The sequence below is a fragment of the Roseovarius sp. W115 genome (assembly GCF_032842945.2).
In the GTDB taxonomy this organism is placed as follows: Bacteria; Pseudomonadota; Alphaproteobacteria; order Rhodobacterales; family Rhodobacteraceae; genus Roseovarius; species Roseovarius rhodophyticola.
In genome coordinates, this window is record NZ_CP146606.1 from 3256556 (window position 1) to 3278867 (window position 22312).

Consider the following 22312-nt stretch of genomic DNA (forward strand, 5'->3'; position numbering starts at 1 on the left):
CGGATTCCGCATCTACCTTGATCTGTGTCAACTCTTTCAACTTCCACTGCTGTAAACTTAAGTTTACACAGGGAGATTGATATGCGCATTCTATTTGTTCACCCGAACTACCGATCCGGTGGTGCGGAAATTGCGGGTACCTGGCCACCGGCTTGGGTGGCGTACCTGACGGGCCACCTTCGCACCGCGGGATTTGATGATGTTCATTTCATCGATGCGATGACAAATGACATCTCGGATGAGGACCTGGCCCATCAAATCGAAGCCCTGCACCCCGACGTGGTCGGTGTCACGGCCATCACCCCATCTATATATCGCGCCGAAGAGGTGCTCCGGATCGCCAGCGAGGTCGCCCCGCATGCCGTGCGCGTGATGGGCGGTGTCCATGCGACATTCATGTTCAAGCAGGTCTTGTCAGAGGCCCCCTGGATTGACGTCATCGTCCGCGGCGAAGGCGAAGAGATTTGCACCGAACTGATGCTGGCCATAGAAGACGGCCGCTGGCCCAAGGAGCGCCACAAGATCAAGGGGCTTGCCTTTCGCGACGGTGATGAGATTGTCGCCACCGCTGCTGCCTCAACGGTCAAGGACCTGTCGGCGATCAAACCTGACTGGACCGTGCTGGAGTGGGAGAAATACATCTACATCCCGCTTGGCACGCGCGTGGCCATCCCCAACCTCGCACGCGGCTGTCCGTTCACCTGTTCTTTCTGCAGTCAGTGGAAATTCTGGCGCGACTATCGGGTGCGTGACCCCAAAGATGTGGTCGATGAGATTGAAGACCTCGTGGACAACCATGGCGTCGGCTTTTTCATCCTTGCCGACGAAGAGCCCACCATCAACAAGAAGAAATTCGTGGCCTTCTGTCAGGAGCTGATCGACCGCGGCCTGCCCAAGCGCGTCAAATGGGGCATCAACACCCGTGTGACAGACATCTATCGCGACAAAGACCTGCTCAAGTTCTATCGCAAGGCAGGTCTGGTGCATGTATCGCTTGGCACCGAAGCGGCCGCGCAAATGAAGCTCGATATCTTCAACAAGGAAACCAAGGTCGACGAAAACAAGACCGCTATCCGCCTGCTGCGTGAGGCCGATATTCTGGTTGAGGCGCAATTCATCGTCGGGCTGGACAATGAAACGCCCGAGACGCTGGAAGAAACCTACCAGATGGCCTGGGACTGGCAGCCCGATCTGGCGAACTGGTCGATGTACACCCCCTGGCCCTTCACGCCGCTTTTTCAGGAATTGAAAGATCAGGTCGAGATTTACGACTTCTCCAAATATAACTTTGTTACGCCGATCATGAAGCCCGCTGCGATGGAGCGGGGCGAACTGCTGGACGGTGTGATGAACAATTACCGCCGGTTTTACAGCAAGAAGGCGCTGTTTCACTATCCATGGCGCGGCACCGGGTTCCGGCGGCGCTATCTTCTGGGCTGTCTTTATGCCTTCCTCAAAGCCGGATTCCAGCGGACATTCTATGATCTGGGCAAGGCCGGCTATTGGGGGCCGCAGACCAAGAATTCGGTTGATTTCCACTTTGATGAAACCCGGCAATTGGCCGAAGCCCAGCTTGAAGATTGGGAAGCCTCCGCTGACAAGGCGGCGCGTGCGGCTGAACGCCGGGCCGCAGTGAAAGCACAGATGAAAGATCGCTCAGCGCAACGCACACAGGACTTCAAAATGCCCAACGGCGCCGAAGTGCGCGCCTGTGGCGGAAGTGATCAGCAGATGGAAGATGTCTAGGCCAAAGAATGCCACGTCCAATGTGATTGGCCCCAACGCGGTTCTACAGTTGCTGCCGTTGATTGAACGGCTTGGTGGCACGTCGCGTGTGACCAAGATGCTGAAGGCGGCGGGGATGGATGAGGCCCCGGATGGGACCGAGATGATCCCCGAAGTACATGCCGCCCGCCTGCATCAGCTTTTGCGCCAAGAAGAACCGCAATCTGCCCCACTTCTGGCCGCAGAGGCCGGGCGTGCCACAGCAACCTATATTCTGGCGCACCGCATTCCTCAAAAAGCGCAGACGCTCCTTCGATTGCTGCCGGCCCGCTTTGCCGCAATGTTGCTCTCCAAGGCCATCACCAAACATGCCTGGACTTTCGCGGGGTCGGGTCAATTTGAACGTGTGTCCCCCTGGACCTACCGGATCAAGGACAACCCGGTCGTGCGCGGCGAGGTCAGTCAAACGCCGCTCTGCACTTGGCATGCCGCGGTGTTTGAACATTTGTATCAGGTGCTTGTGCATCCCCGGTGCCGATGCGTTGAGACACATTGCTGCGCACAACACGGATCCGAGGCGTGTGTCTTTGCGATTGATATCGCGCCCTGACAGCATCAAGGCGCGCTATAGCCCCCAAATGGAACGCACGGCAGCCAGCCCCGTTAGAAACACAGTCGATAAAAACAGCGCCAGAATGAGTGCTGCTAACAGTGTTGGGCGTGGCGGAGGTGCGTGCACGTCACTCATATGTCGGATGGATCGTTTCATGTGCCGGACTTAACCACGATTTAGGTTTTGATCCGGTTAATGGCGGCATGGAACTATATTTTGATCGGACCGGCGCCATGCCTCCAGGGCTTTGCCCGATGCAGCAGCATCCTTACTACGGCGATGCCCTGCGTTCGTTGGGGGCCAATGTGACCTGTCTGAGCGCGCGCAAACACGGGGTACGTGTTGCACATCTTCAATTGGTCAAGCGCCGGTTTGGTCCGGTGCAGGTGCGATGGGTGCCGCGTGGTCCAGTCTGGGCGCCAGGGGCTTCCGGGCGTGATCGACACCATGTTGTTGATCTGCTTCACAAAGAAGCAGGTGTGGCCACAGGATCCATCGTCGCCTTGGAAACACCGGCCGAACTTCCTCTCTTTGCCGCTGCGGGTTACCGCGCCCTCTGGACATGCCAATACGTGGCTGAGCTGTGGTTGCGCGACGCGCCCGAGGCACGTCTTTCCGCGCAGTCGGTCAAATGGCGCAACCGTCTGCGTCATGCCGAACGCAATGACATCGAAGTGGCCCACCGTCGGTTTCATCCGGGCCGAGATGCGTGGCTCTTGCAGGCTGAAACGGCGCAACGTCGCGCGCGCAGGTATCGCACCCTGCCCGCAGCCTTCACCACAGCCTGGGCCCGGCTTCATCCCAACGCCACGCGGCTTTTCGTGGCGCATCGTCAGGGGCGGATCATCGCCGCGATGCTGTTCCTGCGCCATCCACCCACGGCCAGCTATCACATTGGCTGGAGTGACACGGAAGGGCGCAAGTATTCGGCACATAACCTGCTCTTGTGGCGCGCTGCGAACTGGCTGGCGGTACAGGGGTGCCAACGTCTCGATCTCGGCACGGTCGATAGCGAAAACGCTCCGGGCCTTGCCCGCTTCAAGCTTGGGAGCGGGGCCGCGTTGCGACCTTTAGGTCCTACCATGCTGCGCCTTCCGGGCCTCGCGCGCCGCCGCATTGCAGCATAAGAACGATTTGCCTCTGGCCATTCGGTGCGACCCCGTATAGGGCGCATCTCACATCAGAGGAAAGAGCACGCATATGGACCTGCGCAACATTGCTATCATTGCCCACGTAGACCACGGGAAAACCACCCTCGTGGATGAGTTGCTTAAGCAATCCGGCGTATTTCGCGAAGGTCAGGCCGTGGCCGAACGCGCCATGGACAGCAACGATCTTGAGCGTGAACGCGGTATCACCATCTTTGCCAAGCCCACCTCTGTGGAATGGAAATCCACGCGGATCAACATTGTTGACACCCCTGGCCACGCTGATTTCGGCGGCGAGGTCGAGCGGATTCTTTCGATGGTCGACGGTGTCGTTCTGTTGGTCGATGCCGCCGAAGGCCCGATGCCGCAGACCAAGTTCGTGACCTCCAAGGCGCTGGCGCTTGGCCTGCGCCCGATCGTGGTGCTCAACAAGGTGGACAAACCCGATGCCGAGCCGGACCGCGCGTTGGATGAATGCTTTGATCTCTTCGCCTCGCTGGATGCCAATGAGGACCAACTGGATTTCCCGCATATGTATGCCTCTGGCCGCTCCGGCTGGGCCGATCATGAACTGGACGGACCGCGCGCCGACCTCTCCGCACTTTTTGATCTCATCGTCAATCACGTCCCTGCCCCACGCCAGGTGAGCCGCACGGATGAGGACTTCCGAATGCTGGCCACCACGCTGGGAGCTGATCCGTTTGTGGGTCGCATTCTGACAGGCCGAGTCGAATCCGGACACCTTAAGGTCGGAGCCACCGTCCAGGCACTGAGCCGCATTGGCCAAAAGATCGAACAGTTCCGCGTCACCAAAATTCAGGCGTTTCGCGGACTGACCACACAAGACATCGATGAGGCGACAGCCGGTGATATTGTCAGCATCGCTGGCATGTCCAAAGCGACAGTGGCCGATACAATCTGTGCTTTGGCCGTCGAAGAACCGCTTGAAGCACAACCCATCGATCCGCCCACCATCTCGGTCACCTTTGGCATCAATGACAGCCCGCTGGCCGGTCGAGATGGCAAAAAGGTGCAGTCGCGCGTGATCCGCGAACGGCTCATGAAAGAAGCCGAGACCAATGTTGCGATCAAGGTCACCGACACGCCGGGCGGTGAGGCCTTTGATGTCGCGGGCCGTGGTGAGCTTCAAATGGGTGTGTTGATTGAAAACATGCGCCGCGAAGGGTTTGAGCTTTCGATTTCGCGCCCTCGGGTACTGATGCGGGAAGATGAGACGGGACAAAAGCTAGAGCCCATCGAGGAAGTTACGATTGATGTGGATGACGACTATTCCGGTGCGGTGATTGAGAAAATCACAGGGCCACGTCGCGGCGAAATGACCGAGATGAAACCGGCTGGTACGGGAAAAACGCGCATTGTGGCGCATGTGCCCTCGCGTGGGTTGATCGGGTATCATGGTGAGTTCCTGACGGATACACGCGGCACCGGTGTGCTCAACCGCGTCTTTCACAGCTGGGCGCCACACAAGGGTCCGATCCCTGGCCGTCGTGCCGGGGTTCTGATTTCCATGGAAAACGGTGAATCTGTGGCTTACGCGCTGTGGAACCTTGAGGATCGGGGCAAGATGTTTATCGGGGCGCAGGCCAAGATCTACACGGGCATGATTATTGGAGAGCACAGCCGCGAAAATGATCTGGAAGTGAACCCGCTCAAGGGTAAGAAACTCACCAATGTACGCGCCTCTGGCACCGATGAGGCTGTGCGCTTGACCACGCCAATCACGCTCTCACTGGAAGAGGCGATTGCCTATATCAACGATGACGAGTTGGTTGAGGTCACACCGAACGCCATCCGTTTACGCAAACGCCATCTCGATCCGCATGAAAGAAAGCGAGCATCCAAATCCGGGGCCTAGACCGGGGTGGTCGTATACAAGGCTAAACCCGCTCTACCATATCCCCAATAGACACCAGCCCAGGTGACACCACCTGAGCGCACCATCCGCCGTGACCGCGCATCGCGTTGTACCCGCCGGGGCCCAAAGCCGCCTCCATCCGGGAACAGGGCGCGCAGGGGGTGGTGATCTCAAGTTCCGCCTCACCCATCCGAAGTCGGTGGTTGCGCAGGGCCGTCAGGTTAATCCCTGACACCACGATATTGCGGCGCAAAAGCTCTGGCGTGACCTTACCGCGATGGGCTAGTGCTGCAATCACCGGCAGGTGCTCGGCTTGAATGAGTGTCACCGCACGTTTGCCCGACCGCCCATGATCCTCTTCCAATCCGTCTTTGACGACCCTCGCGGATGAGACAGGCACAACCTCGGCCAATCGCTCGGGGCGCACACCGATCCAGTCCACGCGCCCTGCCCCGGCATGGGTTTTGATCAGTTCGGCAAGTTTGCCCTGCACTACTCGGTCGTCTCGACAATCACCAAATCGCGCTCTGACGCGCCGCGTGCATGATCGAGCGCCGCTTGATACTCTGCGCTGTGATAACAGGTTTCTGCCGCCTCAAGCGACGGGAATTTCGCCACCACATTACGTGGATGGTCGCGCCCCTCAAGCTGCACATAGCGCGCAGCCCGCGCAATGAAGTGCCCGCCATGTTTTTCCAACGCAGGCCCGGCCAGCTTGGCATAACGGCCATAAGCCTCTTCGTCAGTCACGGTCACATGAGCGATCCATAGTGCAGGCATGTCAATTCTCCTTTGAAGCGTTTCGCCTTCACCTGAACTATCAGCGAAAGGTGAAACGCGTGCAACGAATGAGTGTCACGCTACGTTTCGCGATCATCTGTGAACCGGGTCTATCGCGAAACGCTCTAAATGCCGTCAACGATAACGATATCGCGTTCGCTGGAGGACACGGCAATCGGCAAAATGCGTTGATACTCAGGCGAGTTATACCAATCCAACGCCGCTTGATGGTCCGGAAACTCGATGATCACATGCCGGTCGGGGCTGTTGCCCTCAACTTGCGTCTGTGTGCCGCCTTTCACCAGAAACCGCCCGCCGGCTTTTTCGGCCAGCGCCACAGTCTGGCTGGCATAGGTCTGGTAGTCTTCCGGTTCTGTCACATTGATCCGGGCAATCACATACGCTGTCATACTCTCCCCCTCCCAAGGGTGGCGGGAAAGAGAGGTTAAGCTTGCAACACCTGCTCTGCCGCCTTGATCGCCGCATCAGCGCGCGTCACATCCGTGCCACCGCCCTGCGCCATGTCCGGACGGCCGCCACCGCCCTTGCCGCCAAGTTCACCTACCGCGGCCCGGACAAGATCAACAGCAGAGACGCGTTCGGTCAAGTCTTTCGTCACACCAGCCGCCACAGCGGCCTTGCCGCCTGCATCCGCAATCAAGAGAATCGCGCCTGAGCCAAGCTTGTCTTTCATCTCGTCCATCAGCGGCGGAAGGTCCTTGCCCGAGACGCCGGACAGTACCTGTGCGAGAAACTTGACCCCGCCGATGTCCTTGGCTTCGGGTCCTGCAGTCGCACCGCCACCCATGGCCACATCACGGCGCAGTTGGGCAACTTCATTGCTCAGCGCCTTGCGCTCTTCCATCAACGCACGCACGCGATCCAGAACATCGCCAGGCTGCGCTTTGAGTTCCAGCGCCACTTCGGCCAGCCGGTGATCCTGTTCGCTGAGATATTTGAAGGCCTCGGCCCCTGTGAGCGCCTCAATCCGACGCACGCCAGCGCTTGAGGCGCTTTCGCCCAACGTCACGAACATGCCGATATCCCCGGTCTGACGCACATGCGTGCCGCCGCAAAGCTCAATCGAATAGGTCTGCCCGTCCAGCCCCTTGCCGGACCCGGCTTCGGTGCCCATTGAGACCACGCGGACCTCGTCGCCATACTTTTCGCCAAAGAGCGCCTGCGCGCCCAGTTCCCGTGCATCATCGGGTGGCATAATCCGTGTCTCAACCGGCGTGTTTTGCCGGATATAGGCGTTCACCTCTTCCTCCACGCGTTTGATTTCCTCAAGGCTCATCGCCTTGGCATGGCTGAAGTCAAACCGCAGCCGATCGGCGGCATTGAGCGACCCGCGCTGCGCTACATGATCGCCAAGCGCGGCGCGCAGGGCTTCGTGCAGCAGGTGTGTGGCCGAATGGTTGGCGCGGATAGACGTGCGGCGCGTGTGGTCGACAACCAACTGCGCCGCAGCTCCACTGACGATCTCGCCTTCGGTGACATTGGCAATGTGAATGAATACACCCGCAACTTTCTTAGTGTCCGTCACGCGCGCCAAACCATTTTCAACGCGGATCACGCCGGTATCGCCCACCTGTCCACCGCTTTCGGCATAGAATGGCGTCTGGTTGAGCACAATTTGGACGTCGGCACCTTTCGTCGCCGCCTCGACAGGCGCACCATCCTGCACCAGCGCCACGATCTGTCCTTCGGCGATTTCAGTGTCATAGCCCAGGAAATCCGTGGTTCCGTGCTCTTCGGCAACATCAAACCAAACGCTGGCATCTGCCGCCTCACCTGTGCCGGCCCAGGCCGCACGCGCCTTGGCTTTTTGTTCGTCCATGGCCGCATCGAACCCAGCCACATCCACCTCACGGCCCTTTTCACGCAAGGCATCTTGGGTGAGGTCCAACGGAAACCCGTATGTGTCATAGAGCTTGAACGCCGCCTCTCCTGGCAAAGCCGCGCCATCGGAAAGCTTCTCAAGTTCATCATCCAAAAGCCGCAAGCCACGGTCGAGCGTTTGCTTGAAACGTTTCTCTTCCAGCTCCAGCGTTTCCTCAATCAGCGCCTGCGCCTGCCCCAACTCGGGAAAGGCCTGACCCATCTGCGCCACCAGATTGGACACAAGCCGGTGCATCACCGGGTCCTGGGCCCCAAGCAAATGCGCATGTCGCATCGCCCGGCGCATGATCCGGCGCAGGACGTAACCGCGCCCTTCATTTGATGGCATTACACCATCGGCGATCAGAAAACTGGTCGAGCGCAGGTGATCGGCAATCACCCGGTGATGGACATTGCCATCACCATCAGGGTCCACATTTGTGGCGTTCGCACTGGCCTCAATGAGACTGCGCATCAGGTCGGTGTCGTAATTGTCATGCTTGCCCTGCAAGAGCGCACCGATCCGTTCCAGCCCCATGCCGGTGTCAATCGACTGCATGTCCAGATCGACCATGCTGCCATCTTCGAAACGCTCGTTCTGCATGAAGACGAGGTTCCAGATCTCAATAAATCGGTCGCCATCTTCCTCGGGGCTTCCCGGAGGGCCACCCCAGATGGCCGGTCCGTGGTCATAGAAAATCTCGGTACAAGGCCCGCATGGCCCCGTTGGGCCCATGGACCAGAAATTGTCATCCGTGGCGATACGGATGATGCGCTCATCGGGAAGGCCCGCGTGTTTCTTCCAGATCTCGGCGGCTTCATCATCGGTATGATAAATCGTGACAAGAAGCTTGGATTTGTCGATCTCAAAGTCCTTGGTCAGCAGATCCCAGGCAAAGGGGATTGCGTCGGATTTGAAGTAATCGCCGAAACTGAAATTGCCGAGCATCTCGAAAAACGTGTGGTGCCGAGCGGTATAGCCAACATTGTCGAGATCGTTGTGCTTGCCGCCTGCCCGCACGCATTTCTGGCTCGTCGTCGCGCGGGAATAATCGCGTTTCTCGACCCCGGTGAAGAGGTTCTTGAACTGCACCATGCCCGAGTTTGTGAACATCAGCGTCGGATCATTGCGCGGCACCAGCGGAGAGCTTGCCACGACCTCGTGATCGTTGCGGTCAAAGAAATTCAGAAAGGTCGAGCGGATCTCGTTCAGCGTAGGCATATCGGGTCTCGCGGCATTGCAGCATTATTGGAGTCCGAGGTTTAGCCGCCGTGCTGATCCATGTCCACAACTAGAAACGGCCCGGGCGTTTTGCACCGGACCGTTTCCTGTCACTTGCTGGAAAACTCAGGCTTCGAGGATATCATCATCCCCGCCTGTGTCATCCGATCCCATGCCTTCTGGCATATCAAAATCAAGGCCATGGGCGGCCCGGATTTTGTCTTCAATCTCATAGGCAACACGGGCGTTTTCCCGCAGGAATTCCTTGGCATTCTCACGCCCTTGCCCAATGCGTTCATCGCCGTAGCTGAACCAGCTGCCGGATTTCTCGACCACGCCCGCCTTGACGCCCAGGTCAAGAAGTTCACCCATCTTGGAAATACCTTCACCATACATGATGTCAAATTCAACCTGCTTGAAGGGCGGTGCCATCTTGTTCTTGACGACTTTCACACGGGTCTGGTTGCCCACGACCTCGTCACGATCCTTGATTGCGCCAATCCGGCGAATGTCGAGCCGCACCGAGCTGTAGAATTTCAAAGCGTTGCCGCCGGTCGTTGTCTCGGGGCTTCCGAACATGACGCCGATTTTCATGCGGATCTGGTTGATGAAGATCACGGTGCATTTTGATTTATTGATCGAACCAGTGAGCTTGCGCATCGCCTGGCTCATCAGCCGGGCATGCACGCCGACGCTGCTGTCGCCCATGTCACCTTCGAGTTCAGACTTGGGCGTGAGAGCCGCAACGGAGTCCACTACGATCATGCTGACTGCACCAGAGCGCACCAGAGTGTCAACGATCTCAAGGCTTTGCTCACCTGTGTCAGGCTGAGAAATCAAAAGCTCATCCAGATCAACTCCCAGTTTACGGGCATAAATCGGATCGAGTGCATGCTCGGCATCAACAAAGGCGCAAACACCGCCTTTTTTCTGTTCTTCGGCGACGCAATGCAGCGTCAACGTTGTCTTACCAGAGCTTTCTGGCCCGTAAATCTCAACAATGCGCCCCTTGGGCACGCCACCGATGCCAAGCGCAATATCAAGACCCAAAGAACCGGTCGATGTGGCCTCAACCTCTTGCACTGGGTTGTCAGCACCCAGTTTCATGATCGAACCTTTGCCAAATTGGCGCTCAATCTGTGCCAATGCGCTGTCGAGCGCTTTTTGACGGTCTGTGTTTTTCTTGGGATCCATGTCCAAAAGTTCTGCTGTTGCCATACCTGTCGCCTTCCTTATTTCATAGGCCGCTTGGCGCGTCCATGACTGCTTTCGTTCACCTCTTGTTCTCAAAGCTTATGAAGACAAAAGGAGAACATTTCAAGAAAATTGTTCGTATTTGATTTTTGCGTGGATGCGTTAAAGAGTGGTGAATAGCAGTCAAAACGAGGACACTCCCGCAGATGCTTGCGTTTTCTAAAGAAAAACTCGTTTTTTTGTCTGTGCCCAAAACTGGCACCACGGCTTATCAGGATGCCTTGGCTGCTCGTGCTTCATTGGTCGTGCGTGACCCACCGGAACTCAAACATGCGCCGGTCTTTCGATACAATCGTTTCTTTCGCCCCTCGTTAGAGAAGTTTTGCGGCGAGGGATTCGACGTACTCGCGGTGATGCGCGAGCCCATCGATTGGCTCGGTAGCTGGTATCGCTATCGCCGCCGTCCCGGCCACGAAGGTACGCGAACCTCAACGCATGAGCTGAGCTTCGATGAGTTTGTGCTGGCCTATCTGAAAGGCAATCGTCCGCCCTGTGCCAATGTCGGCTCTCAGGCCAAGTTTCTGGAGCCGCAGAAAAATGGCACAGCGGTCACGCATCTCTTTCGGTATGAAGATCAGCAGGGGCTGACAGATTTCCTGAAAAATCGTTTGAAAACAGATGTCTTTACAAGACGGCTGAACCAGTCCCCAAAACTGGAGCTCCTGCTTAGCGCAGAAGTGGAGACCGAGCTTCGACGTAAATGTGCGGTCGAATTTGCATTGTATGACGGAATTGACGCCAACGGGCTCTACACACCGCTGTCTCATGGAGAGGCCCCGGCGCACCGATAGGGATCATTGCCCAGGAATGGATTTCGCGCGCATCATCTGACGTTGGACAATATCGGTCAAATCCGTCAGCGAAAATGGCTTTGGCAGGAACAGTGAGTTCGGAATGCGGGCCTGAATTTCCCCAAAGGTTTCGGCGGCGTAACCAGACATGAAAACAACCTGAGTTTCGGGTCGTGATTGCAATGCGCGAATAACCCAGCTTGGTCCGTCTATTCCGGGCATCACCACATCTGAGACAAACACATCAACACTCAGAGTCGTGTCCTTCAATAGTTCAAGTGCTGATTCTGCCGAATCTGCTTCAAGAACTGTGAGGCCACGCATTTGCAAGGCACGACTGGCAAATGCCCGCACCGGAGCCTCATCTTCCACCAGCAAAACCACGCCCTCAACCGGTCGGTCATGCGCAACCTCTTCGGCAGGCGTTTTCTCAGGCGCTTGAATGGCGTCGTGAGCCGGAAACAAAAGTTGAAACACAGTGCCCTCGCCCGGCGTGCTGTCTGCAAAAATAAATCCTCCGGTCTGTTTCACGATGCCGTAGGCCGTCGAAAGCCCCAAGCCCGTGCCCTCACCTGTGCGTTTGGTTGTGTAAAACGGTTCAAACACTTTCTGGATTTTGTCGGCGGGAATCCCCATACCACTGTCTTCAACACTGACGCGCACATAGCGCCCGGGCGCTACGATTGCACGATCCCGCCACAGCGGATCATCAAGGGTGATGTTTTCAGTACGCACTCTGATATCGCCCCCTTCGGGCATGGCATCGCGCGCATTGACGACCAGGTTCATCAAAACCTGTTCCAGCTGACGCTTGTCTGCGCGGATCGACGACAGGGTCGGATCATGGCTGAGCGAGAGGGTAACTTTCTCACCCACGAGACGATTGAGCAGGTGCGTGAGGTCCGACAGCATATCCCGCAGATCCATGATTTCCGGGCGCAGCGTTTGCTTGCGTGAATAGGCCAAAAGCTGACTGACCAATGCTGCCGCGCGATTTGCGTTCTGATTGATCTGTACCAGGTCGGCAAAATCTGGATCCCCCTGATCATGGCGCAGCAAAAGAAGGTCGCAATGGCCAGTGATCGCCGTCAAAAGGTTGTTGAAATCATGCGCCACACCACCAGCCAACTGGCCAATCGCTTGCATTTTCTGGCTTTGTACAAACTGCGCCTCCAGCGACTTGAGTTTGGTTGCGTCGCTCAGCACCGCGATCAAAACGGTTTCACCTGCTTCGGTGGCGCGGTTCAGCGTCACCTGAAGAAACACCTCACGATCCTCACGTTTGACGCGCAGGAATTCCGAATGCACACCGCCACGCCCGGCCGCTGCATCTTCGAGCCAATCAGGGATTGAGCGCCCAAGGCCTTCCATAAGGTCGCTCACGATTTTGCCCGAGCAGCCCTCAACACCCAACAGATCACGCGCCGGACGGTTTGACAGATGTATTTCGCCCGTACGCGCCAGTTTGAGCAACGGGACAGGCAATTCATCAAAAAATGCCCATCCATCCGGTTGACGTTCCGTCGGCGCAATGCCCGGGAGCAGGAACACTTCTCGTCGCCCTGCTGCGCCTTCAAGCTCAACCACCAGACAAGACACCGCGCCTTCGCTGCTGTTGATCTTGTTGATCTGACCCGACCGCAGGGGCAATTTGGGAAATACGCGATCGAGTGTGCGCGCACGTTCCCCGATCAGATCACGCGCCGCCGTGTTCATGTATAGAACCGCTCCATTGCGCCCAACGGTCATCATCGGCAAGGGCATCGGATCCGCTTCACTGGCAGGGCGCTCCGCCGATTTTTCAATCCGCCAGATAAAATGATCATCTCGTGTGCGATGCACCGAGAGGCGGAAATGTCCGTCCCGCGTTACCACATCCTCATGCGCGGCTCCGCGTGCAACCGCACGGGATTCCAGGCGAAATAAGACCGGACCGGGGTTGGCGATACTGTTTTGCAAAACACCGGCCAGGGTATGAAGCACCTGCCCTTCAAAAAGCTGCATGGCGGCACGATTGGCGTATTGGATGTCACCCTTTGCACTGGTCATAAAACTGGGGCTGGCGTCGTCATCAAAAAAGTGTTCCGCCGTTTTCAGCGTGTGCAAATCAGACCTTTGGCTGAGTGTGTTCAGGGCGAGGATCAGACCGGTTGTCAGCAAAAGCAGAATCGAGATCAGCAAAAGCACCAAAGATGGAAAGTCAGGCACAACATTGGAGGTCAGAAAACATGCCGTTGCGATGACGAAGACCGCGCGGGTTCGCGGTCTAAGACGTGTTCTTGTTGCGCGTGCCGCAGAGAAATGCCCTGTGGTATCAGCCAAAACTGCATCCCCGTTACTGAAACTCACCCTCGTCTTTGGGGTGCAAGTTTTAAGGTCAGATTAATCTTGGCCGTCGATACACGTCAAGGTTGTATATCGTGATCGTTTCTTCTTTTAAAGCGCCAGGCCTTTCACCTGGGACGTCAGATAAAGGCAGATCGCACGCAAAACTCGTATCATGCGCTGCGTTCGACCCAAAGCTGTGAGTCAGGTTTTTTGGCCCGAACGCTTTAAACTGGCGAGAAAGAACCCATCGCCCCATTCAGAAATGGACCATGACTTTTGGAGTGTGATCTCCCAGTCAGGATGTTGATCTATGAAGCGTGTCACCTGATGGTCATTTTCCTCAGGTAAAAGCGAGCAGGTTGCGTATGCCAGCTGCCCGTCGGGTGCGACCAGCGACGCAGCATCCTGAAGAATATCGCGCTGAAGTACACACAGCTCTTCGAGCCGTTCCGATGTCAGCCGCCACTTTGCCTCGGGCGCGCGCCGCCAGGTACCGCTGCCCGAACACGGAACATCACACAGAACAAGATCAAAGGGGGCTGCATCCGCAATAGCGTTGGTCTCCAGGCAGGTCACAGTGATGCCTGAACGGTCTGCACGCCGCGGCAGGTCGCTCATTCTGCTCTCATTGGCATCATGTGCGAACCAGTCGGCAGTCACGCGTGCGGCCAGCGCCAGGGTCTTGCCGCCGCCGCCGGCACAATAATCGAGGACACGAGATCCCGGCGCAACGCTCAAAGCAGCCATGGCCGCCTGACTGCTTGCGTCTTGAAGCTCGACGTATCCCTCGCAGTAGGCGCGCGATCCTGCGACGCGCCGCGCGCCCTCTATCACAATAAGCGCGGTATCAATCAGATCGCAGGATGTAACCGTAATCTGGTCTTCTTTCAAAATTTCAATGGCTTGTGGGGCGGTGCTCAATCTGGAATTGACACGCAATGTGACAGGCGCGCGTTGTTGCAATATCTGTGCGCTAAGCCGCGCGTTGCCCGTACCAAGGGCGGTTTCAAACCGTTTCCAAAGCCAATCTGGTAAATTGCCCTGTTCTGCACCAGCCGCAGGATCGCGTCCTTTGGTTAGCTCTTCCGTGTCCAAAACAGCAGGTGAATGGCCGTCTCCGGTGAAAACAGTGTCCAGCGCAACACCGGCGTCGATCAAGGCGCCACGCATGAGCGCCCGGCCGTTTGTGCCACCGCCCAAAGCCGCATAGCTGCGACGGCAACGCAGGGCCTGAAACACGTGATCCCGTACAGCGGCGCGATCGCCTGACCCGGCATAGCGCGCGCGCCGCGCCCATGTGGTCAGCGCTTTTTCCGCGGCTGTGCCCTGATTGATGTGATCGAGGATCTCAATCGCGGCTTGCACACGTGCCGCTGGCGTCATGACAGCATCTCAAGATGGGATGATAAGCCACTGATATAAGGTGATTTATCCAATTCGGTAATTCGGCGACTCGCGCGTGATTTGCACATCATGCACATGGCTTTCCTTCAACCCAGCCCCCGTGATCCGAACGAATTTGCATTCTGTGCGCATCGCATCGACCGTGGCACATCCGGTATATCCCATGGCCGCCCGAAGACCGCCAACAAGCTGATGGATGACCGTACCAGCGGCCCCTTTATAGGGCACCTGCCCCTCAATCCCCTCCGGCACCAGCTTGTCGCTGGCTGCATCTTTTTGAAAGTACCGATCCGCAGAACCGCGTGCCATTGCCCCGAGACTGCCCATACCGCGATAGGCTTTGAAGCTGCGCCCTTGGTAGAGGATCACTTCGCCGGGGCTTTCATCCGTTCCGGCCAGCATCGAACCCACCATGGCACAGGACGCACCCGCCGCAATCGCCTTGGCAAAATCGCCGGAGAACTTGATGCCGCCATCCGCTATCACAGGCGTGTCTCCCGCCGCTTCGGCACAATCCATGATCGCTGTCAGCTGTGGCACACCCACACCGGCCACCATACGTGTGGTGCAAATGCTGCCAGGGCCAATGCCGACCTTGACGGCATCCGCGCCTGCCCCGATCAGGGCCTTGGTGGCTTCGCCGGTCGCGACATTGCCGGCTACGATCTGAACCTCGTTTGATAGCTTCTTGGCCCGCTCGACCGCAATCGCCACACCTTCGGAGTGACCATGCGCGGTGTCGATGACAATCATGTCCACACCTGCATCGACCAGCGCTTCTGAGCGTTCATACCCGGCGTCCCCAACGGTCGAAGCCGCAGCCACGCGCAACCGGCCCAGCTTGTCCTTGCAGGCCGACGGGTTCAGCACAGCCTGTTCGGTATCCTTCAATGTCAAAAGACCGGTTAGTTTGCCTGTTCCATCCGTCACCAGCAGTTTTTCGATGCGCCGCGCCTTCATCATGCTTTTGGCTTCTTCAAGGTCCGCAGGTTCGGTCAGGATCGCCAGATCATCACTGGTCATCATCACATGCACCGGCGTGTCATCAGAGGTGGCAAAGCGCATGTCACGGTTGGTGACAATGCCCACCACGCGACCGCCTTCATCCACGACAGGGAAACCGGTGAAATTGTACCTCTCAATCAAGGCCTTGGCATCGGCCAATGTTTGATTTGGGGTCAGTGTGACAGGGTTGTACACGATCCCGCTTTCAAACCGCTTGACGCGCCGCACCTCACGAGATTGCTCTTCAATATCCAGATTTCGGTGGATGACCCCCATCCCCCCCGACTGCGCCATGGAAATGGCCATGCGCCCTTCGGTGACGGTGTCCATCGCCGAGCTGAGAAGCGGAATATTCAGATCAATCGACCGCGTCACCCGCGTGCGCGTATCGGCGGTGTTGGGCAATACGCTCGACTTGGCAGGCACCAGCAGAACATCATCAAAAGTGAGGGCCTCACGAATCTCCATGGCGTATCTCCTTGGCACGGCTCGTTTGGCGGTTCCCTATTGCATGGGTTGACGGGAATGGAAAGGGGCGTTCTATCGTGGCTGAAGAATTTGGCGGTAAACCCGGTGGGCGAACCCAAAGCGTTTCGATTTCAAATTGACTCAAAACGCTTCAAATCACGCCTTCATCGGCAAAGGTGCCTTGCGCCTGGCGGCTTTTCGGATCCTGGTCGGAGCTGGGTTCAAATAAAACCTTCTCCGTCGCCACCATCAGCCAATTTGGCAATGCCCCCCACTGCGGCTGCGACGACACCTTTTTTGGCAGCGGCACCCGTGGACCCGCCATCCCGTTCACGGCGCATCCACTTTTTGCGGATAATTGCGGCGATCATCGAGAACCAGATCAGCAATACGCCAATGAGACCGGCAACAAAATAGAGTTCCGGACGCGCTTCAACAATTGTCTCACGTCCCGCGAAATGGGGCTCAATGTAGAAAAAGTTTTCTGACACTGTCACACCTAAGTCGGCGGCGGCCCAGTCAATCTCTTCCATTGTGACGGGTGGGGAAAGCGCACGAACACCTGTGAGTTCGAAAATGGGCCCAAGCGCGCCATCTTCCACATATGCTTGTTCGAGATATGCTCCAACTTCCGCATCTTCGAGACTGGTGTATGAAAAAGCCCCCAACACTTCTTGCACCGGGCCTTCATGATCGGGGTCGACAAGGAAAATAACCGGAAATTCAGTGCTTTCGTTTTCGTACCAGTAGACATAGGACAGGTCTTCGCTGGCTTGAGCGCGTATCGTCGTTTCTTCAAACCAGGGAAACCCGCGAACAGGTTGCATCTGGGAAACGGCCACGGCGCCGGGTGCACCCGTTTCACGTGCAATGCGTTTGCCATTCTCATAGTTGAAAAGAGCACCTGTCAGAGCGAGGCAAGCCAGACCAAGTAAAAACAAAATGACTGGAAACGGAATAAGTCTGAATATCCAGGACATATCAAAAGACCTCAAAACAATCTTTCACAATGCCTAGCAGGCTAAAGTTGCGTGAAGTGGGACATGTTTTGGGTAATTCAATGGCTGCCGCGCGCGCCAATCAGGCAAGGCCGCGTGCTATTGAAGGGCCTTGGTCTGCCATCGAAAATCGTCTTGTCCAAAGTAGAAAAGCTTCGCGGAGCAACTCATCTGCACTGCTGCACATGCAAGCGCCAAACCTTTTCGAAACGTGACTTGCAAAAGCATTTGACTGCACCGAGAATGCCCCGCGACGCTGCAGCCATTGTGGTGTTGCGGCGCGGCAGATCTGACAGGAAAAGAAAGAAAATGGGCCCCTACATCCTTCTGATTTTCATCATGTGTGCGATTTACGTTCAAACGCGGGGCGAAGTCCGGCACGAGTTGATCAAGCGGCGATTCACTGACCACTCCAACCTGTTGGGGCCGATCAATGTTCTGTTTTACATGTTCTCCAAGGTGCCAACGACGCCATATATCAGCAAGGATCATTTTCCTGAACTTGAGGTGTTGCATGACAACTGGGAGGTGATCCGTGACGAAGCCATACAGATCGACCAACAAGGCGCGATCAAGGCATCTGACGACATGGATGATATTGGGTTCAACTCTTTCTTCAAAACAGGTTGGACGCGATTTTACCTAAAGTGGTATGGATCAAAACTGGCCTCCGCGTCCAAGCTTTGCCCGAAGACCACACAAATGATTGAAAGCCTGCCATCGATAAAGGGGGCGATGTTCGCGATGCTGCCGCCCGGCGCACGGCTGGTAAAGCACCGCGATCCATTTGCCGGATCATTGCGGTATCACATGGGCCTCAGCACACCAAACGATGACGCTTGTTTTATTGATGTGGACGGACAAAAGTATTCGTGGCGCGATGGCGAGGTCGTGATGTTCGACGAAACCTACATCCATTACGCGGAAAACCAGACTGACCAGAACAGGATCATTTTGTTTCTCGACATCAAGCGCCCTGTCACATTTGCTCCGATTGACTGGCTGAACACGGGGTTTTCGAACCTGGTGATGTCGGCAAGTGCAACGAAAAACGTTGAAGGTGACAAGGTGGGTGGCCTGAACAAGGTATTCGGCCACATTCAGAAAGTCCGCTTCCTCGGCAAACGCGTGAAGGCTTGGAACAGCAACGTCTATTACGTGGTGCAATACGGCATTTACCTCGCGCTGATTTACTGGATTTTCTTCTAGGCTTCCGGCACAGGGACGCTTTCAATTCTGCACCCCGTCTGTAATCTTCTGTGCAAGGCGACTAGAGGACCCACATGAGCACACATGGATATGAAGGCGGCAGGCTGGATCTGCCCTTTGTTGGTATTTCTACCTTTGGCAAACGACCCTATGTCTCGGACTGGAGTGCCATAGACGCTGATGTGGCCATCCTTGGGGCGCCTTTTGACTTTGGCACGCAATGGCGCTCGGGTGCGCGGTTTGGTCCACGCGGGGTGCGAGAGGCATCGACGCTATTCTCTTTCGGTCATGCCGGGGCTTATGACCATGAAGATGACGCCACCTACCTGCCTGGCGACGTGCGCATCGTGGATATTGGCGATGCCGATATTGTGCATACGGACACAGAAAAATCGCACGCCAATATTGAGTCCGGTGTGCGCGCTATTCTCAAGGCCGGTGCCCTGCCCGTCACCATTGGCGGAGATCATTCGGTCAATATCCCTTGCGTGAATGCCTTTAAGGGTCACGGCGACATCCACATCCTGCAAATTGACGCACATCTCGATTTTGTCGATGAGCGCCACGGGGTGCGTTACGGACATGGCAATCCGATGCGTCGCGCCGCTGAAAAGCCCTATGTCACCGGCCTCACACAACTTGGCATCCGCAACGTCAGCTCCACAGCCAAGGAGGGCTATGAGGATGCACGCGCGCGCGGCTCGGACATCCTGTCGGTGCGGCAGGTGCGCGCTCTTGGCCCGAAGGCCACATCAGAACGCCTTCCAGAAGGCGCACGTGTCTATATCACCATCGACATAGATGCCTTTTGCCCCTCCATCGCGCCGGGCACAGGCACACCAAGTCATGGTGGGTTTCTCTACTACGATGTGCTGGAAATCCTCCAGCAGGTGGCGCAGCGGCATGAGGTGGTGGGCATTGATCTGGTAGAAGTGGCCCCGGACTATGATCCGACAGGCTCAACCTCGATCCTCGCTGCACAAGTGCTTCTGAACCTGCTTGGCTTCATCTTCCACTTCAGCTCAAAAACGTAGGCAGGGGTTCACCCCGGCTCTCCCTCCAAAGCCTTGCGCAAAGTGGCATAGTCCTCAAACCCAAATTGCGCCTCAATCGTCTCGGTCCATGTGGCGGCAAAAGCCGCTTGGACCGCATCACTGACCAAAGGCTTGCCTGCCCCTGCTTTCCCCGTGCTGACCTTTGAGGCCACGCTGCCCGGTGGCAGGCCACACGCGGCATCGCGTGCCATCCGGGTCAGATGGTCATCAAACTGCGTCTCATGTGCCTTCATGAAGTCAAACTTCGCCTGCGCCTCGGCCACAGCAATTGTTGCATCATCCGTGATCTCAAGAAACGCGGCCACTTGCGCTACGGACGCCCTCAAATCATGCTTCATCGCCTCATAGCTTAGCAGCAGGACATCATCCCGCTCTCGCATCGCCCACCAGGAGGCCAGATGCGTCCAGTAGTCCCGCCCGTCGCGTTCACCCAGAAAGTAGTCGGCAAACCTGTCCAGAGCTACAGACCCGGTCTCAAAGAACCACCCCTCAAAGAACCGAAAGAGCGACACCATCGCATCCACCGGATCACGCAGAACCACGATATAGCGCCCGCCTTTGGGAATCTCGTTCCAACTCAGATGGCTCTTGAAGACACGAAAATCGCCCGGTTGTGGGTCTAGTGGCAGTCCAAGATCATGTGCCATCTCGATCCAGGGTGTGACGGCGGTGATCTCGTCAAAGCTCATATCTCCACCGGTGCGCAGCCCATGCACGATCTGTTGCATCCAGGTGGTGCCGCATTTGGCATAGGGCGAGATAAACACATCGCTGGCCCGAACCGGATGGGACAGCCCCCTGGCCTTGCCCTCGGCTGTCATGAAGCCCTCAAGCGCGCGCATCATCCCGGCAATATCGGTGGGTCTTTGCATGTCTTCTGCAAAGCACGGCCAGACCACAGACGCAATGTTCAAAACGTGCTAGGATCTATCATTATTTGAGTAAAAGGAGCATTTGTTATGGACTATTTCTTTTCCGTACGCGGTCGATCGGGTGATGGGTATTCAAATTCTTTGGGCGGGGCAAAGTACCTCGCTATTCCAGGCGATGTGACGCGCGCCATCCGCAGTCATGAAATCTCTCGCACGGCCTTTTTTCGCGCAGTGCAGGACAAAGCCGGGGCCACCGACACGGACAAGGGCAACATTGTTTTCTTTGTACATGGCTTTAACACCGACCAGTGGGACATGCTCGAACGCCATCGCAAAATTCGTGATGGGTTAATGGCGCATGGGTTTAAGGGTTGTGTCGTCAGCTTTGACTGGCCAAGCGATGGTTTCGTATTGGGCTACAATGCCGACCGGCGCGATGCGCGGCTATCGGCGGACCGGCTGTTCAAAGACGGCATTACTCATGTGGCGCGTGCACAGGAGCCGGATTGCAGATTTAACATTCATGTGCTGGCCCACTCGATGGGGTGTTTTCTGGTGCGCGAGGCGTTTGATTTTGCCGATGACGATCATGCCACGGCACAGCAAAGCTGGACCGTCAGCCAGATTGCGTTTGTCGCCGCGGATATCACCTCAAAGTCGATGGCAGAGGGCAATCCGAAATCAAGCTCTTTGCTGCGCCGCTCCACACGTCTGACCAACTATTACAGCCCGTTTGACGAAGTTCTTTCAATTTCAGAAACCAAACGCATTGGTGTGTCCCGCCGTTTGGGGCGTGTTGGGTTGCCCGATGATCATTCTCAGAAGGCGGTCAATCTCTACTGCGGGCATTACTTTGACACGCATCGTGCGGAGTTCGGCACAAGTGCAGGTATTTCACACCGCTGGTATTTTGAAGCGCCGCGTTTTTATGAGGACCTGTTTCATACTTTTGAAGGTAAGCTTGATCGCAACGTGATCCCGACCCGTGCCATGACCGATCATTGGAATCTGGCTCTGGTCAGTGACGGCCCTGCCCCTGATCCGACCCCGCGTCCGGATCCGATACCGGATCATAACCGCTAGAGCCCCACGGATTGCAGCGCAATATTCGGCGCAGGGCCAGCCACCCGCCCCGCAGCCCGCCATGTTTTGCCAACGCGTCCAGCGCGTATTGACTGCACGTTGGCTGGAAGCGGCAATTGTGGCCGACCCATGGGGAAAAGATCAGCCGGTAGGCTTTGACCGGGAGCGCGAGGATATTTGCCAGCGGGCTCATGTCGGACCGTGCAGCTTTTTGAGCGCATAGCCTAAGTCAGCTTTGAGCGATGCAAAGTCGCGCTCAACCGTCGCCCCCGCGCGTCCGATCAGAACGTAATCCCATCCCGGCTGTCCATCTCGGAGCAGCACGTCACGGGCCACTTCGCGCAACCTCCGTTTGGCGCGGTTGCGCAGCACGGCATTTCCAACTTTTTTGGAACAGGTAAATCCGACCCGTATTTCGCCGCTGTCATCGCCGCGATGGCGCGCCTGCACCATCATGCCCTTGGTCCCTTGCCGGCGTGCGCGTGCCGCGGCCAGAAAATCACTGCGTTTCTTGAGAACCTCCAGACAAACGGACACCGCCGGGGGCGTGTTCCCCGCTTGCGCAGCAGGGGCCTCCGGCGGTGTCATATCCGTTGTCCT

At 56.8% G+C, this 22312-nt stretch carries 20 protein-coding genes; 8 read left to right on the plus strand and 12 right to left on the minus strand.

The genetic code is table 11. The features are described 5' to 3' along the window. Positions 1 to 81 precede the first annotated feature (81 nt). The 4 genes from bchE (at position 82) to typA (ending at position 5362) form a co-directional block, all read left to right on the plus strand. Positions 82 to 1746, plus strand: a complete 1665-nt coding sequence (bchE, locus tag RZS32_RS16545; RefSeq protein ID WP_317054663.1) for a magnesium-protoporphyrin IX monomethyl ester anaerobic oxidative cyclase — start codon at positions 82 to 84, stop codon at positions 1744 to 1746. Beyond that, positions 1739 to 2335 (plus strand): bacteriochlorophyll 4-vinyl reductase, encoded by a 597-nt coding sequence (gene bchJ, locus RZS32_RS16550; protein ID WP_317054664.1) that lies wholly within the window; start codon positions 1739 to 1741, stop codon positions 2333 to 2335. The genes bchE and bchJ overlap by 8 nt, the downstream gene beginning before the upstream one ends. Before the next feature lie 89 nt (positions 2336 to 2424). Then, positions 2425 to 3465, plus strand: a complete 1041-nt coding sequence (locus RZS32_RS16555; protein ID WP_317054665.1) for a GNAT family N-acetyltransferase — start codon at positions 2425 to 2427, stop codon at positions 3463 to 3465. A 73-nt stretch (positions 3466 to 3538) separates the two neighbouring features. Beyond that, positions 3539 to 5362 (plus strand): translational GTPase TypA, encoded by a 1824-nt coding sequence (gene typA / locus RZS32_RS16560; protein WP_317054666.1) that lies wholly within the window; start codon positions 3539 to 3541, stop codon positions 5360 to 5362. Positions 5363 to 5384: 22 nt separating this feature from the next. Here the strand turns inward: typA and RZS32_RS16565 are convergent, their stop codons facing one another. The 5 genes from RZS32_RS16565 to recA all read right to left on the minus strand — a co-directional run bounded on the left by RZS32_RS16565 (position 5385) and on the right by recA (position 10463). Next, positions 5385 to 5855: an MOSC domain-containing protein gene (locus tag RZS32_RS16565; protein ID WP_317054667.1), complete on the minus strand. Its 471-nt coding sequence runs from the start codon at positions 5853 to 5855 to the stop codon at positions 5385 to 5387. Continuing rightward, positions 5855 to 6142 carry a DUF1330 domain-containing protein gene (locus tag RZS32_RS16570; protein WP_317054668.1) on the minus strand — a complete coding sequence of 96 codons (288 nt, stop codon included), beginning with the start codon at positions 6140 to 6142 and terminating at the stop codon, positions 5855 to 5857. Before RZS32_RS16570 ends, RZS32_RS16565 begins: the two co-directional genes overlap by 1 nt. 125 nt (positions 6143 to 6267) lie before the next feature. Then, positions 6268 to 6552 (minus strand): DUF1330 domain-containing protein, encoded by a 285-nt coding sequence (locus tag RZS32_RS16575; protein ID WP_317054669.1) that lies wholly within the window; start codon positions 6550 to 6552, stop codon positions 6268 to 6270. A gap of 35 nt (positions 6553 to 6587) precedes the next feature. Continuing rightward, positions 6588 to 9245 carry an alanine--tRNA ligase gene (gene alaS / locus RZS32_RS16580; RefSeq protein ID WP_317054670.1) on the minus strand — a complete coding sequence of 886 codons (2658 nt, stop codon included), beginning with the start codon at positions 9243 to 9245 and terminating at the stop codon, positions 6588 to 6590. Between the two features lie 126 nt (positions 9246 to 9371). Beyond that, positions 9372 to 10463 (minus strand): recombinase RecA, encoded by a 1092-nt coding sequence (recA, locus tag RZS32_RS16585; RefSeq protein WP_317054671.1) that lies wholly within the window; start codon positions 10461 to 10463, stop codon positions 9372 to 9374. A 182-nt stretch (positions 10464 to 10645) separates the two neighbouring features. Between recA and RZS32_RS16590 the strand changes: the two genes are divergently transcribed. After that, on the plus strand, positions 10646 to 11290 hold the full coding sequence (locus RZS32_RS16590; protein ID WP_317054672.1) for a gamma-glutamyl kinase: 645 nt from the start codon (positions 10646 to 10648) through the stop codon (positions 11288 to 11290). A gap of 3 nt (positions 11291 to 11293) precedes the next feature. On the opposite strand, the gene RZS32_RS16595 is transcribed toward RZS32_RS16590, so the two are convergent. The 4 genes from RZS32_RS16595 to RZS32_RS16610 all read right to left on the minus strand — a co-directional run bounded on the left by RZS32_RS16595 (position 11294) and on the right by RZS32_RS16610 (position 17475). Further along, a complete protein-coding gene (locus RZS32_RS16595) occupies positions 11294 to 13612 on the minus strand; it encodes a hybrid sensor histidine kinase/response regulator (RefSeq protein ID WP_317054673.1) in 2319 nt (772 codons plus the stop codon). Positions 13613 to 13819: 207 nt separating this feature from the next. Then, a complete protein-coding gene (locus RZS32_RS16600) occupies positions 13820 to 15001 on the minus strand; it encodes an RsmB/NOP family class I SAM-dependent RNA methyltransferase (protein ID WP_339106718.1) in 1182 nt (393 codons plus the stop codon). Positions 15002 to 15046: 45 nt separating this feature from the next. Then, positions 15047 to 16495, minus strand: coding sequence for an IMP dehydrogenase (gene guaB / locus RZS32_RS16605; RefSeq protein ID WP_317054675.1), 1449 nt, complete (start codon positions 16493 to 16495; stop codon positions 15047 to 15049). A gap of 221 nt (positions 16496 to 16716) precedes the next feature. Next, a complete protein-coding gene (locus RZS32_RS16610; RefSeq protein WP_317054676.1) occupies positions 16717 to 17475 on the minus strand; it encodes a hypothetical protein in 759 nt (252 codons plus the stop codon). A 327-nt stretch (positions 17476 to 17802) separates the two neighbouring features. On the opposite strand from RZS32_RS16610, the gene RZS32_RS16615 reads away from it, so the two are divergent. Beyond that, the gene (locus tag RZS32_RS16615; protein WP_339106719.1) at positions 17803 to 18702 is read left to right on the plus strand and encodes an aspartyl/asparaginyl beta-hydroxylase domain-containing protein; all 900 of its coding nucleotides are present in this window, start codon (positions 17803 to 17805) and stop codon (positions 18700 to 18702) included. A gap of 74 nt (positions 18703 to 18776) precedes the next feature. Then, positions 18777 to 19736 carry an agmatinase gene (gene speB, locus RZS32_RS16620; protein ID WP_317054678.1) on the plus strand — a complete coding sequence of 320 codons (960 nt, stop codon included), beginning with the start codon at positions 18777 to 18779 and terminating at the stop codon, positions 19734 to 19736. 8 nt (positions 19737 to 19744) lie between these two features. Here the strand turns inward: speB and RZS32_RS16625 are convergent, their stop codons facing one another. Next, on the minus strand, positions 19745 to 20629 hold the full coding sequence (locus tag RZS32_RS16625) for a sulfotransferase domain-containing protein (protein WP_339106720.1): 885 nt from the start codon (positions 20627 to 20629) through the stop codon (positions 19745 to 19747). Between the two features lie 87 nt (positions 20630 to 20716). Here RZS32_RS16625 and RZS32_RS16630 point away from each other — a divergent pair, with 87 nt between their 5' ends. Beyond that, entirely contained in the window at positions 20717 to 21712 is a 996-nt protein-coding gene (locus RZS32_RS16630; protein WP_317054680.1) for an alpha/beta fold hydrolase, read from the plus strand. On the opposite strand, the gene yidD is transcribed toward RZS32_RS16630, so the two are convergent. Together yidD and rnpA are read right to left on the minus strand one after the other, a co-directional pair. Further along, positions 21648 to 21905 carry a membrane protein insertion efficiency factor YidD gene (gene yidD, locus RZS32_RS16635; protein ID WP_317054681.1) on the minus strand — a complete coding sequence of 86 codons (258 nt, stop codon included), beginning with the start codon at positions 21903 to 21905 and terminating at the stop codon, positions 21648 to 21650. The genes RZS32_RS16630 and yidD overlap by 65 nt on opposite strands. Continuing rightward, entirely contained in the window at positions 21902 to 22300 is a 399-nt protein-coding gene (gene rnpA / locus RZS32_RS16640; RefSeq protein WP_339106721.1) for a ribonuclease P protein component, read from the minus strand. The genes yidD and rnpA overlap by 4 nt, the downstream gene beginning before the upstream one ends. Positions 22301 to 22312 lie beyond the last annotated feature (12 nt).